We start from the raw sequence: 13085 nt of genomic DNA, 5'->3' as shown, positions 1-13085 counted from the left end.
CGTCCGGCGGGCCATGCACCCAAGCCGGGACGGCACCAGCCGTACCGGACAGGGCATGCAAGGAATTCTCACCATCGGACCGGCTTCCACCACGCTAAAGCCACCCCCGTGCTCATGCACATCGAGCACGGGAACGGCCCAGGCCAGGCCACGCCCGTCCGAGTTGCCTGATTCCTTCAGAGAACCACAGAGAATTCAAGACGCTGCAGTTCGAGCGGGTCAGGATGGGCACCAGGACCGGCGAGGGCGTCACAGCGGCAGGGCTGCCCGCCGGGCCGGGGGATCTGGCGCTGGGCGTGCACATCCCCGATTTCAAGGGCGCCCTGACACCCGCCGCCTGCGACGCGTCGTTCGAGCGGGCCAGGGAGTTTTTTTCCCGCGCTCCTTTCCGGACGAGCGGTTCCTCGTCGCGACGTGCTCGACTTCGTCTTCGGATCGGAGGCCCCCGCCGAGTGGCCCCGCCGTACGCGGCTGGAGCGGGCCATCGCCGACCACCTCGCCGCGGGCGGCGGATGGTACGGCCGGGCGGGCTGGCTGAGGCTCTGACCAGCCTGATGCGCGAATAATGACCGCATGTGTTAAATTTTGGCCATGCGGTCAGAAAATGAACCGAGCGGCCAGAAGGCGCGTTCGTTCATCGAAGAGGCGCGGCGGGCCCAGATCGTCGCGTCCGCGATCGAGGTGATCGCCGAGTCCGGGTTCGCCGGGGCGTCGCTGGCCCGGATCGCCCAGCACGCCGGCATCAGCAAGGGCGTCATCTCCTATCACTTCGCCGGCAAGGACGAGTTGATGGAGGAGGTGGTCAACCAGGTCTACAGCGCGATCGACGAGCACGTCCGGGCCCGGATGGAGGGGCAGGAATCGGCCACGGGCCTGCTCAGGACGTACATCCTGGCGGTCGCCGAGCACATGAGGGCGCACCGGACGCAACTCAGGGCGCTCGGCCAGATCTTCTACAACCTGCGCACCGCCGACGGCCAGCCGCGCTACGGCTTCAAGGCCAACGAGGAGACCTACGCGGCGCTGGAGCGGATCTATCGCGCCGGCCAGGCCGCCGGGGAGTTCAGGACGTTCGACGTACGCGTGATGGCCGTCACGATGTCGTCGGCCATCGACAACATGTTCGGCTACTGGGTGACCTATCCCGACCACGACCTCGACGCTCACGCCAGAGAGCTGGCCGACCTATTCGAGAGGGCTGTCAAATAATGAAGACCGAGCCGAGGACTGCCACGCGGCTCTTCGCCATCGACAACCTGCGCATCGTCCTGACCGCGCTGGTCGTCGTCCACCATGTCGCGGTCACCTACGGAAACATCCCGCTCTGGTTCTACACCGAGCCCGCCCAGGACCCCTCGGGGGTCGCGCTGGACATCCTCGTGGTGTTCGACCAGGCGTTCTTCATGGGCTTCTTCTTCCTGATCTCCGGCTTCTTCACGCCCGGCTCCTACGACCGCAAGGGCGGGCGGTCGTTCCTGCGGGACCGCCTGATCCGGCTGGGCATCCCGTTGCTGGTCTTCCTGCTCGTGCTGCGTCCGCTGGTGACGATCGGCTCCTACCGGTCCGACTACGCCTCGTTGCCGTACTGGCAGTACTACATCGGGTCGTGGGATCCGGGACCGATGTGGTTCGTCGAGGTGCTGATCGTGTTCGCCGCCCTCTACGCGCTGTGGCGGCGCTTCAGCGCGCCGGTCGAGACCCCGTTCGGGGCGCCACACGCGGTGTTGCGGGCGCGCTGGATCGTGCTGTTCACCGTCGGCCTGTCGGTGGCCACCACCTTGTGGCGCATCCCGGTGCCCGTCGGCTCCTACGTGCCGGTGCTGGGGCTGCCGACGCCGTACTTCCTGCCGCAGTACGCGGCCATGTTCGTGGTCGGCCTCATCGCCTTCAGGCGCGGCTGGTTCATGACCCTGCCCACCAAGGCGGGGCCGCTCGGGTTCGGCATCGCGGCCCTGGTGAGCGCCGTGCTCCTGCCGCTCTCGCAGGTCACCACGGGTGCGCTGTCGACCGCCGTGACCGCCACCTGGGAGTCGGCCTTCGCGGTCAGCGTGATCATCGGGCTCACCGTGGTCTTCAGGGAGCGCTTCAACCACCAGGGGCCGCGCGGCAAGTGGCTGTCGGCCCAGGCGTTCACCGTGTACATCATCCACCCGCTCGTCCTGGTCGCGATCGGCTACGCGCTGAGCGGGCTGCACGCGATCGCGATCGTCAAGTTCGCCGTCGCGGCCGTCATCGCGCTGCCGGTCTGCTGGGGGCTGGCCTACCTCGTACGATCGCTGCCGGGCGCCAAACGGGTGCTGTGATGTCTGAAGATCACGCGTAGAAGGAGTCGAGGGTGTCGCCGTAGCGCTCCTCGACGGCCTTGCGCTTGACCTTCAGGCTCGGCGTGAGCTCGCCCGTCTCCACCGTGAAGTCCGCCGCCAGGATCGCGAACTTCTTGACCGTCGCGTAGCTGGCCTGGTCGGCGTTCACCTGCTTGACCGCGCTCTCGACCTCCGCGCGCATGCGCGGATGCTCGCGCAGCCGCTCGGGGTCGAGGGGCAGTCCCTCGGCCTCGGCCCAGGGCTTGACGACCTCCATGTCGAGCGTCACCAGCGCCGTGACGTAGTTGCGCCGGTCGCCGTGGACGAAGACGTGCGACAGGTACGGGCAGGTGGCCTTGATGCGGCCCTCCAGGTAGGTGGGGGCCACGTACTTGCCGCCCGAGGTCTTGATCAGCTCCTTCTTGCGATCGGTGATGACCAGCCGCCCGGCCTGGTCGAGCTCGCCGATGTCGCCGGTGTGCAGCCAGCCGTCCGACAGCGTCTCAGCCGTCTCCTCCGGCAGGTTGTGATAGCCGCGCATGATGCCGCGCCCGCCGATCAGGATCTCCCCGTCCTCGGCGATCCGCACCCGGGTGCCCGGGAACGGCGGCCCGACCGTGCCGTACTTCACCGAGTCCGGCCGGTTGAGGAAGCTGCCGGCCGACGACTCGGTCAGCCCGTAGCCTTCGAGGATCGTCAGCCCGGCCGCGTCGAAGAACTCGGCGATGTCCTGGTTGAGCGGCGCCGAGCCGGAGATGAAGTAGCGGATCCGGCCGCCGAACCGCTCCCGCAGCTTGGCGAACACCAGCCGGTCGGCCAGCCCGTACTCCAGGCGGACGCTGAGCGGGATCGCGGCGCCGCGCCGGCGCGCCTTGCTGACCCGGATGCCCGTCTTCCTGGCCCAGGCGAAGATGCGCGCCTTGACGCCGCCCTCGCGCGCCACCGTGGACGCCACGGTGTTGTGGATCTTCTCGAAGATGCGCGGCGCGGCGGCCATGATGGTCGGCTTGAGCGCGCCGAGATTGTCGGCGATGCGGTCGAGGCGGCCGTCGATCGCGGTGGCCACGCCGATGTCGATCATCACCACCTCCAGCAGCTTGCCGAACGAGTGCGACAGCGGCAGCCAGAGGAAGTGCAGGTCGTCTTCGGAGATCAGCTCGATCTTGCGGACCGCGTCGGCGGCGTACAGCCAGTTGTCGTGGGTCAGCTCCACGCCCTTGGGGCGGCCGGTCGTGCCGGAGGTGTAGATGAGCGTGGCCAGATCGTGCTCGCCGATGGCGTCGACCATCGCGTCATAGTCAAGGTGAGCGGCGTCGTGCGTGCTCAGCGAGTCGAGCGTGACCACCCAGCCGTCGTCGGCGGGCGCGCCGTCGATGACGACCACCTGCGTGACGTCCGGCAGTTCCTTCTGTACGGACCTCAGCTTGGCCACCTGGTCGTCGTTCTCGGCGACGACGATCGTGCTGCCGGAGTCGGTGATGACGAAGGCCGACTCGGCGGCGGTGTTGGACGGGTAGATCGTGGTGGTCGCGGCCCCGGTGGACAGCACGGCCAGGTCGGTCAGCACCCATTCGAGCCGGGTGGAGCAGAGGATCGACACGCGGGTGCCCGGACCGGCGCCCAGGGCGGCCAGGCCGAGCGTGAGCCCGCGTACGCGTTCGCCGACCTCCCGCCAGGACAGTGAGGTCCAGCCGTCGTCCGACGGCACCAGATAGGCGGCCGCGTCGGGGGTGGCCGCGATCCGGTCGCGCAGCAGGGCGGGGATGCTGGACATGCCTGGCCTCCTGGTGGGGACGTTGCTGCCGACTCTAGGTGCCGCCCCCCATGCCAGTCGATGCCCGAGCGTCAGACGTGCTGCCGTACGCCCCCGCGCGGGCGGGCGGTGCCGACCAGGCGCGCGGTCCGTACCTCCCACGCGCCGCAGGCGCAGCGCAGGTAGGACACGACGCCCTCGGAGGTCATGTGGGAGGAGACGACGGCGAGAGCCAGCGGATCGTGGAGGTCTCTGGAGTGCATGACTCCAGCCTGATGTAATGGTCTTATGCATTTCAATGCTTACGGAGGCAACGGCGCCGCTCTGGCGGCCGCCCTGGTCAACGGCACCGACTTCCGGCCGGAGGCGGTCGAGGCGATGCTCGCGGAGCACGCCATGCTCCGTCCCCAGGTCACGCCCGAGCAGGCGGCCGAGCTGGCGGAGTGGCGGCACCGCCTCGCCCCGCTCTTCGGGGAGCAGGACCAGGACACCCAGATCAAGCTGATCAACGACCTGCTCGACATCACCGCGTCCAAGCCCTATGTGAGCGCGCACGACGGCCGCGAGCCGCACCTGCACTTCTTCTCCGTGGACGCCGACATCGTCAGCAGGGCGAAGGACACCACGGCGGGCGGGCTGGCCATGGCCATCTCGTTCTCCGACGGGCGCCGGCTCGGCCGGTGCGACCGGCCGGGGTGCGAGACGGTCTACGTCGACACCTCGCGCAACGGTCGGCGCCGGTTCTGCTCGCTGGCCTGCGCCAACCGGGTGAACGTGGCGGCCCATCGGGCCAGGGGCCTTGCCGGATAAATGCTTGCCGGATGATTTCCGGCCGGGTACAGTCCTCTGCGACGTATCGCCGAGCCCTGGGGGCAGTTGACGTGAGGGTCTGAGGTCGCGGGCACCGCACCTGGCCGATTCCTTCGGCGTACGATCCTTTGTCGCATCCAGCTGTCGTCATCAGGCGTCGTATTCAGCGGTGTTTCCCGCCAAGTCACGGAATTTCGTTGTGACGGGAGCCACCTCATGTCATTCTCCATCGTCGTCGACGGCGTGTCCTTCGCCTGGTCCGACGGCACCCCTGTGCTCGACGGCCTCGACGCCGCCTTCCCGGCCGGGCGCACCGGCCTGATCGGGGCCAACGGCTCCGGCAAGTCCACCCTGCTCAGGATCATCGCCGGCGAGCTGGTCCCCTCCACCGGATCCGTCTCGGTCATGGGAGAGGTGGGCTACCTGCCGCAGAACCTTCCCCTGCATGCCGCCCGTACCGTCTCCGACCTGCTCGGCATCAGCGCGGCCCGCAAGGCGCTGCACGCCATCGAGGCCGGCGACGTCGCCGAGGAGCACTTCACGGCCGTCGGCGACGACTGGGACGTGGAGGAGCGCGCGCGGGCCGAGCTGGACCCGCTCGGCCTCGGCCACGTGGGGCTCGACCGTACGGTCGCCACGTTGTCGGGCGGCGAGACCGTCATGGTCGCGCTGGCCGCCCAGTTCCTCAAGCGGCCCGATGTCCTGCTGCTCGACGAGCCCACCAACAACCTCGACCTCGACGCGCGGCGGCGGCTCTACGCCGCGGTCGCCGCGTGGCCGGGCGTGATGGTGGTCGTCAGTCACGACCGGGCGTTGCTCGAGCTCGTCGACCGCATCGCCGACCTGCGCGAGGGCACCGTCCGCCGCTACGGCGGCAACCTGAGCGCGTACGAGGAGATCCTCGCCGCCGAGCAGGAGGCCGCGGAACGCGGCGTCCGGGTCGCCGAGGCCGACGTGAAGCGGCAGCAGCGCGAGCTGGTCGAGGCCGGCACCAAGCTCGACCGGCGCCAGCGCTACGGCGCGAAGATGTACGCCAGCAAGCGCGAACCGAAGATCATCATGCAGGCGCGCAAGCGCCAGGCCCAGGTGTCGGCGGGCAAGCACCGCAACATGCACGCCGAGAAGCTGGAGGAGGCCCGTGACCGGCTGACCGAGGCCGAGCAGGCGGTCCGCGACGACGCGGAGATCCGCATCAAGCTACCGGGCACCGCGGTGCCCGCCGGCCGCGTGGTCCTGGAATTCCCGCTGTCCCGTACGGCGCGTGAGTCCGATCAGGCGCTGAAGCAGCTGGTCGTGCGCGGACCCGAGCGGATCGCGCTGCTCGGCCCCAACGGGTCCGGCAAGACCACCCTGCTGCGGCGCATCACCGAACATGGGGCGAACGTCCCGGTCCGCTACCTGGCCCAGCGGCTCGACCTGCTCGACGACTCGCTGAGCGTGCTCGACAACGTCCGCGCGCTGGCGCCGTCCGCGCCGGTGAACGACGTACGCGCCCGCTTGGCGCGGTTCCTGTTCCGGGGCGATCGGGTGGCGCGGCCGGTGGGCACACTGTCGGGCGGCGAGCGGTTCCGCGCGACCCTGGCGGCGTTGCTGTCGGCGGAGCCGCCGCCGCAACTGCTCCTGCTCGACGAGCCGACCAACAATCTCGACATGCCCAGCGTCCGCCAGCTGGCGCAGGCGCTCGCCGCCTACCGGGGGGCGCTGATCGTGGCCAGCCACGATCTGCCCTTCCTGGAGATGCTCGGTTTGACCAGGTGGCTGCGGCAGGACCGCGAGGAGGGACTGACCGAATCGTAATTGACGGGTGGGGATCAATCCGGCGATAGTGTGGCACGTGGCTCCCCCTCGCTTGATCTGTTCCACGCTCGCGCTCGCGAGCCTCACACTGGCCGCGTGCTCCGCCACGCCCCAGCGGCCGAGCGGCGGCGAGGCCAGTGTGAGCGGCGTCGGTGGCGGCACCGGCTCGATCGTCGCGAACTCCGGTCCGGCCACCCCACAGAGCAGCGGCCCGACCGGCCCGGCCGCGCTGACCGCCGAGGCGTACAAGAGCGAGCTGGGCACCAAGCACAAGGCCATGCTCGACGCGATCAACGCCATGGCCGGCGCCCGTACCGTCAAGACGCTCAACCAGCGCGTGCAGAGCGCCCAGGAGCAACTGCTGGGCGCCGCCAACGAGCTGACCGCCATCGCGCCGCCGCAGGAGGTGCGCGCCCAGCACGACGCGTACGTGGCCAGCCTGCGCGAATTCGCCACCCAGCTCGGCACCACGGCGGGCAAGGTCCGCAGCGGCAACCTGTGCACCTCGTCGGCCGTGCTGACCGACCTGGGCGACCGGCTCGACTCGCTCGACCAGGCGGGCGAGGCGCTGCAGGGCGCCGGCGGCTATCCGGCCGACGTGGTCACCGTGAAGGCCAAGGGCAAGCAGTCGAGGCGGCTCGGCAACGGCCACTATCTCCGCAAGACCAGCATGTCGGGCCGCAGCTCGCTGCAGATCGACAACGGCGGCACCCGTGACGCGGTCGTGACCGTCCTGAAGGGCAAGTCCACGGCGTTCAGCGTGTACGTGCGCAAGAAGGCGAAGTTCAAGGTCAGGGGCGTGCGCGACGGCAGCTACAAGATCTTCTTCACGCACGGGGTGGACTGGGACGGCAAGAGCAAGTCGTTCACCCGTGAGTGCAGTTTCGAGCGGTTCCAGAAGACGGTGAAGTTCAAGACCACGTTCACCGCGACGCAGATCCGCTGGCACGACTGGCGGGTCACGCTGCACGCCATCTCCGGCGGCAACGCCCGCACCTCCGACGTGGATCCGGAGCAGTTCCCGCACTGACGGGCCGGGGCCGCGTACTTGGAGTTGGAGTACGCGGCCCGCTGGATCGGGGGAGCAGGCCTGATCGGGCCGAGACTGGATCAGGTCGAGAACAGCATGCCCACCCAGCTGCGCTGGCCACGGTGGTGGCCGTAGTGGTGGCCGCCACCGTGGTGCGGGGCGCCCCACGCCGGGCCCGGCGCGGGCGGCGGAGCGGCGTGGTACTGCGACTCCATCCGGGTCAGCGTCTCGAGCTCGCCATAGTCGAGGAAGATCCCCCGGCAGTTGTCGCACTGCTCGATGTGGACGCCATTACGCTCATATGTCCGCATATTGCCGCGGCACTTCGGGCACTGCATTTCACGCTCTCCTCGGCTTGGAGTTTAGGGAAGAACCTACCGCGCGAAACACCGTCACGCTCGGACGATTCTGTTGCACGACTCGACCAACGAATGCTCCACCTCGTCCAGTTCCCGACGCTCCCGGAAGGCGTTGAGCACCGCCACGGCGGCCAGTTGCACGGTCAGCGCCCGGGCGGGAAGGTCCAGCTGTTGCCACGGGTCGTCGCCCCGGCCGAGCGCGGGCCCGCCGGAGGCGAGGTAGGCGCCGAGGAACCGGTCCCAGACGACCGGGTCGAGCAGCCCCGCGGCGTACCAGGCGGCCGGTCTGGCCAGGTCCCAGGCGGGGTCGCCGACGCCCAGGTCGTCGACGTCGATGAGCAGCCAGCGGTCGCGGCAGACGAGCTGGCCCAGGTGCCAGTCGCCGTGGGTGAGCAGCCCGGGGCCCGGCTCGGGCTCGGGGAGCTCGCTGAACGCCCGGCGTACGAGCTGCTCGACGGGACCGTCGCCGGGCATCCGCCGCACCGCGCGGGCAGCCCGAGCCGGTCCGCCGGCCGCGGGCAGCGGCGGTAACAGCGTCAGGGGTACGGCGTGTAACCGGGCGAGCAGCCTGGCCCCCTCCTCCCAGGGCGCGGCGTCGGGGGCGTCCTGGGAGACCGGGCGTCCCGCCGGCCACACCGTGACGGCCCGGCCCGCCACCGTCAGCACCTCGGGATCCAGCGGCGCCAGCATCAGGCCGCTGAGCGCCGCCGACGCGGCCGCGCGCAGCCTCGGCCGCAGCGACTCCACCTCGTCGCGCGCCGAGTGCGCCTTCACCACCACCTCGCCCCGGCGCAGGACCACCACGTCCGTACGTGTCGGATGGCGCACGATGTCGCCCGTGCCGCCATAAGCGCCGGCGATCCCCGCCAGCTCCTCCTCCAGAGCCACTCGTACAGACTAGAGGTCATGAGAATAGGTTTCGCCGTGCCCCAATCCGGGCCGTGGGCCACGCCGGGCAACATGCGTCGCGTCGCCGCCCGCGCCGAGGAGCTGGGATATCACGAGCTCTGGACCTTCCAGCGGGTGCTCTATCCGGTGGGGCATCCGATGGGACCGACATATCGCAGCGTGCACGACCCGCTCGTCACGCTCGCCTACCTGGCGGGGGTGACCAGCACGATCCGGCTGGGTGTGGCGATCGTCAACGCCTTCGTCCAGCCGGTGCCGCTGGCCAAGCAGCTCGCGACGCTGCAGAGCGTCTCCATGGGCAGGCTGACGGCCGGGCTCGGGCTGGGGTGGCTGCGGGAGGAGTTCGAGGCCGCAGGGGTCGGCTTCGAGCGCCGGGGGCGCAGGGGCGAGGAGTTCGTCCAGGTCCTGCGCAAGGCGTGGCAGGACGAGGTGGTGGAGCACCACGGGGAGTTCTACCAGGTGCCGCGCTCCCACATCGATCCCAAGCCGTCGCCGGTGCCGCCCATCCTGCTCGGCGGCACCGCCGACGTCGCGCTACGGCGGGCCGGGCGGCTCGCGGACGGCTGGATCAGTTCGAGCCGGGAGGACCTGGCGGCGGTCGCCGGGCGGATCGAGCTGATCAAGTCGGCGGCCGCGGAGGCGGGCCGCCGCGACGCCGACGCGCTCCGCTTCGTCTGCCGGGGCGTGACCCGCGTACGCCCGGAAGGCGCTGCGGATCGGCAGCCACTGACGGGCACCTACGAGCAGATCAGGGCGGACGTCGGCGAACTGGCGGCGCAGGGCGTGACGGAGGTCTTCCACGACCTGAACTTCGATCCGGAGATCGTCACCTGCGATGCCAAGGAGGCGATGCGCCGCGCGGAGGAGGCCCTGGAAGCCCTGGCACCCTCGGCTTAGCGCTTGGCTGTTCCTGGCATGGTGGGCGCATGCGCTTGATCAAATACGGTCATGCCTGTGTGCGTTTGGAGGTCGATGGCCGGGTGCTCGTCATCGACCGGGCACGTTCTCCGAGAGCGAGGCCCTCGACGGGGCCGACGAGGTGCTGGTGACCCACGAGCACCCTGACCATATGGACCTCGACCAGCTTTCGGCGGCACGTGAACGCAACTCGGCGCTCAGGGTCTACATGCCGCCATCAGCCGTCGAGAAGGCACTAGAGCCGGGCGCGGCGGCGATCGCCGTCGAGGTGGGGCAGCGTTTTACCGCGATCCGCCTCGAATGAACCGGCTGGGCCACGGCGGTGTCGTCCAGCCACGCCAGCACGGGCAGCTGATCGCGCACCACCCACTCCGCATCCGTCATGTCGGAGGGACAGGCCCGCGCCCGCTCGGGCCGGTCGGCCGCGTTGCCGTACAGGTGTGCGCGGCAATCACACGACCGGAAAAGCGAGCTGGATTCGCGGGGAGCCGGCACGTCCGCGAACGGGGTCCGGGCGCCGGCCCGTGAGACCGCCCGGCCGCGGGCTGTCGTGTGATCGTGGCGAAGCGAGCCCGCCGGTCAACAGCACCGGGAATGATCGCGTCCGCCTTTCGCGTTGCGCGGATCGGACATTCTCGACAGCTTGAAGATACGCAACACGCCACTCAAAGGCGAGTGCGAGCCGAGCACGACGCAGTTGGTACGTGACCATGTGGAGCTGTACGAAAGCTCCGGCGGTACGGAAGGAACCACGCTGGGCAGTCTGATCGGGTCGGAAGACGCGAACCGGCGGGACCTGCCTGTCGTCATCCTGACCACCCTGGGCGTGAAGAGCGGCAAGATCCGCAAGTCCCCGCTGATGCGGGTGGAACACGACGGCTCCTACGCCGTGGTCGCCTCCTTGGGAGGAGCCCCCAAGCACCCGGTCTGGTACCACAACGTGGTGGCCGAACCCCGGGTGGAGCTTCAGGACGGCCCGGTGCGCCAGGACATGCTGGCACGTGAGGTGACCAGGGACGAGAAGGCCGTGTGGTGGGCTCGAGCCGTCGAGGCGTACCCGGACTATGCCGACTACCAGAAGAAGACGGACCGTGAGATGCCCGTCTTCGTTCTGGAGCCCGCGGCCGAGGAACACTGACACGTGCTCGAAGCACAGTGACGGGCTCGTGACGCGGCTCTGGCGTCCGCCTGACAAAGGACCACAACGGGCCAAACCCTACGCCGTCGGCGGGCGACCACCCCGATTTCCAGCCCGGGATTTCCCGGACATGCGCGGGGCGAATTCGTAGAGACATCAGCCGTGACTGTTTGGTTTCGCGGGACTAACGGGTCAGTGAGCGGTCGGTCGGCCGGTCACTGGCGTGCGGCTGGGCAGCGGGGCGCTGCGGTCGCAGGGGCCCGTCTCGCGGGAGAAGCCGACCGCCGCACAGTGGCCGCGGCTGGAAGCCGAACCGACCCGTGAGTTGTTGGCGCACGGGTTCGCCGACGACCAGCGCTGGACTCTGGCCCCTGGTCCCCGCGGAGCGGGCGGGTGGGGCCGCGTCCGCGCTGTATCTCCCTCCTTGCTTGGTAGGAGTGACCATGTCGTCGACACCCTGCTCAGCCAATCCTTGACACGTGATCATCCTCGCGTTCATACTCCGTTCAAAGCGCTTCGATCAGCTTTCGACGCCTCCCATTCGATAGCCGGGCCTTGACTTTCATCTCGGCGGTCAGCTCCCTTTTGTGTGCACGCACAACACCCCCCCAGAACGCAAGGAGTGATGGCTCGACAATGCATTCGGGAACGTTAGGACGTAACGCACGGCGAGGATTGTTCATGGTCCTCGCCGTCATGCTGGTGGGAACGGTGGGCGTCTCGCCGGCATTCGCCCACTGGAACGGCACCGGTCAGGACATCGCCAGTATTCATATCTACCCCTACAGCTATAACGGCACCTGGCAGACGCCGATGAACAAGGCGCTGTCCAATTGGAACGCGACCGCGAGCCCCGCCAATTTCTACAAGAACTCAAATTCAGGTTCAACGATCACGGTGAAGTCCTACAGCAACACCTATTACGGGCACTATCAGAGGTGCGGCGGGATGTGCATGTACGTCCGGCTGAACTCCCGGACGATCAACAGGGACGCGTCGAACTTCTCGAACTTCGTCACGAGCACGTTGGTTCACGAGCTCGGGCACGCGTTGAACCTCGCGCACAACTCGGGCACCTCGATCATGAATTCGAGCAGGAACCGCAACTCGATGACCAAGCCCCAGTCGCACGATGTCGCCGACGTCAATGCCTACTACTAAAGGAGGCCGGCCCGTGCTACGGCGTCTTGGCGCACTTGTCTTCGCCGCGGTGTTCGTGACCGCATGCTCGGCGCATGAGGAACCTGTCCTCTATCGAGCCGACTATCCCCAGTACCAAAGCGCCGACGCGCTCTTCGAGAAGGCGACCCTCGTCGTCGAAGCCCGCATCGTCGGAGAGCCGCGTTATCTCCAGGAACAAGAGGAAGCGCCCGATCCCGCAGAGACAGATCCGAACCTGAATCCCAACGCGGGAGCCCCGGCAGGGGTGGCTGCTCAGCCCGAGGCCCCGCCGACGGTCATCACCGTCTACACCGCCCAGGTGATAAAGGTCTTCAAAGGTCAGGCCCAGGTGGGGCAGTCCATCGAGGTCAAGGAGCTCGGGGGAAACTTCGAAGGGGTGACCTATGAGGAGGAGCACACCACTCCGATGAACCAGGACAGCGGCTACGTCCTGTTCCTGGAAACCTACCCTGACTCGCCCGCCGCATTGCTCAACCCCGTCCAGGCCAAGTATCCGCTGGACACCTCCAGCAACCCCGAGTCGCTGCCGGACAACACCCTTAAGCTGACGCGTGCCGAACTGGAAACGATGTCTTAACTCGGAAATATCCCACCCCGAACAGCCCGCCTTGTGCGGGCTCTTCGGCGCCTCGTGGGTGGGCCGCAAGCCATCCACGGAAATCATCGCCTCGTAACAGAGATATGCACCTGATATGGGCTCTTCGCCGTCAAGCGCGGCTGCCTCGACCCCGCTTGACTTCGAAGAGCCGTCATGACAGTCGGGGCCGGCCGGGAAGTGGGCGATGCCGCACCTCCGGCAGGTGATCCGGGCGATACGGTAGGGCGTCATGAGATCGGTCCACGTCATGATCGCGGCGTCCCTCGTAGCCGTCCTCGCGGGATGTGG

Annotated in this window: 15 protein-coding genes and 1 pseudogene; 12 read left to right on the top strand and 4 right to left on the bottom strand. The window is 68.6% G+C overall.

From position 1 onward, the window contains the following. Positions 1-167: 167 nt before the first annotated feature. From AB0B64_RS60550 to AB0B64_RS60535, 4 genes and pseudogenes are all read left to right on the top strand, one after another. A pseudogene (locus AB0B64_RS60550) lies at positions 168-371 on the top strand (hypothetical protein); the annotation flags it as partial. Between the two features lie 43 nt (positions 372-414). Then, entirely contained in the window at positions 415-546 is a 132-nt protein-coding gene (locus tag AB0B64_RS60545; RefSeq protein WP_358207538.1) for a hypothetical protein, read from the top strand. A gap of 45 nt (positions 547-591) precedes the next feature. After that, positions 592-1209 carry a TetR family transcriptional regulator gene (locus tag AB0B64_RS60540; protein WP_357946071.1) on the top strand — a complete coding sequence of 206 codons (618 nt, stop codon included), beginning with the start codon at positions 592-594 and terminating at the stop codon, positions 1207-1209. After that, a complete protein-coding gene (locus AB0B64_RS60535) occupies positions 1209-2303 on the top strand; it encodes an acyltransferase family protein (RefSeq protein WP_358207528.1) in 1095 nt (364 codons plus the stop codon). Before AB0B64_RS60540 ends, AB0B64_RS60535 begins: the two co-directional genes overlap by 1 nt. A 10-nt stretch (positions 2304-2313) precedes the next feature. Here AB0B64_RS60535 and AB0B64_RS60530 read toward each other — a convergent pair whose 3' ends face one another. Both AB0B64_RS60530 and AB0B64_RS60525 read right to left on the bottom strand, forming a co-directional pair. After that, on the bottom strand, positions 2314-4077 hold the full coding sequence (locus AB0B64_RS60530; RefSeq protein WP_358207522.1) for a long-chain fatty acid--CoA ligase: 1764 nt from the start codon (positions 4075-4077) through the stop codon (positions 2314-2316). 71 nt (positions 4078-4148) lie between these two features. Then, positions 4149-4319 carry a hypothetical protein gene (locus tag AB0B64_RS60525; protein ID WP_357946078.1) on the bottom strand — a complete coding sequence of 57 codons (171 nt, stop codon included), beginning with the start codon at positions 4317-4319 and terminating at the stop codon, positions 4149-4151. 25 nt (positions 4320-4344) lie between these two features. Between AB0B64_RS60525 and AB0B64_RS60520 the strand changes: the two genes are divergently transcribed. The 3 genes from AB0B64_RS60520 (at position 4345) to AB0B64_RS60510 (ending at position 7693) form a co-directional block, all read left to right on the top strand. Then, positions 4345-4866 carry a CGNR zinc finger domain-containing protein gene (locus AB0B64_RS60520; RefSeq protein WP_357946081.1) on the top strand — a complete coding sequence of 174 codons (522 nt, stop codon included), beginning with the start codon at positions 4345-4347 and terminating at the stop codon, positions 4864-4866. Positions 4867-5082: 216 nt separating this feature from the next. Further along, positions 5083-6663 carry an ABC-F family ATP-binding cassette domain-containing protein gene (locus AB0B64_RS60515; protein ID WP_358207509.1) on the top strand — a complete coding sequence of 527 codons (1581 nt, stop codon included), beginning with the start codon at positions 5083-5085 and terminating at the stop codon, positions 6661-6663. 37 nt (positions 6664-6700) lie between these two features. Continuing rightward, positions 6701-7693 (top strand): hypothetical protein, encoded by a 993-nt coding sequence (locus AB0B64_RS60510; protein WP_357946087.1) that lies wholly within the window; start codon positions 6701-6703, stop codon positions 7691-7693. Between the two features lie 80 nt (positions 7694-7773). Here the strand turns inward: AB0B64_RS60510 and AB0B64_RS60505 are convergent, their stop codons facing one another. Then, positions 7774-8031: a zf-TFIIB domain-containing protein gene (locus AB0B64_RS60505; protein WP_357946089.1), complete on the bottom strand. Its 258-nt coding sequence runs from the start codon at positions 8029-8031 to the stop codon at positions 7774-7776. Positions 8032-8085: 54 nt separating this feature from the next. After that, positions 8086-8940, bottom strand: a complete 855-nt coding sequence (locus AB0B64_RS60500; protein WP_357946091.1) for a phosphotransferase — start codon at positions 8938-8940, stop codon at positions 8086-8088. An 18-nt stretch (positions 8941-8958) separates the two neighbouring features. On the opposite strand from AB0B64_RS60500, the gene AB0B64_RS60495 reads away from it, so the two are divergent. From AB0B64_RS60495 to AB0B64_RS60475, 5 genes are all read left to right on the top strand, one after another. Beyond that, positions 8959-9858 (top strand): TIGR03619 family F420-dependent LLM class oxidoreductase, encoded by a 900-nt coding sequence (locus AB0B64_RS60495; RefSeq protein WP_358207495.1) that lies wholly within the window; start codon positions 8959-8961, stop codon positions 9856-9858. After that, entirely contained in the window at positions 9797-10183 is a 387-nt protein-coding gene (locus tag AB0B64_RS60490; protein WP_358207489.1) for an MBL fold metallo-hydrolase, read from the top strand. Before AB0B64_RS60495 ends, AB0B64_RS60490 begins: the two co-directional genes overlap by 62 nt. Positions 10184-10522: 339 nt before the next feature. Continuing rightward, the gene (locus AB0B64_RS60485; protein ID WP_358207483.1) at positions 10523-11017 is read left to right on the top strand and encodes a nitroreductase family deazaflavin-dependent oxidoreductase; all 495 of its coding nucleotides are present in this window, start codon (positions 10523-10525) and stop codon (positions 11015-11017) included. A 681-nt stretch (positions 11018-11698) separates the two neighbouring features. Then, positions 11699-12178, top strand: coding sequence for a hypothetical protein (locus AB0B64_RS60480; protein ID WP_357946102.1), 480 nt, complete (start codon positions 11699-11701; stop codon positions 12176-12178). A 13-nt stretch (positions 12179-12191) separates the two neighbouring features. Then, on the top strand, positions 12192-12776 hold the full coding sequence (locus AB0B64_RS60475) for a hypothetical protein (protein WP_357946104.1): 585 nt from the start codon (positions 12192-12194) through the stop codon (positions 12774-12776). Positions 12777-13085: the final 309 nt, after the last annotated feature.

The organism is Nonomuraea sp. NPDC049129, assembly GCF_040648495.1.
Lineage (GTDB): Bacteria > Actinomycetota > Actinomycetes > Streptosporangiales > Streptosporangiaceae > Nonomuraea.
Note: the sequence above shows the minus strand (reverse complement) of the source record. Positions and strands in the feature narration are given on the sequence as shown.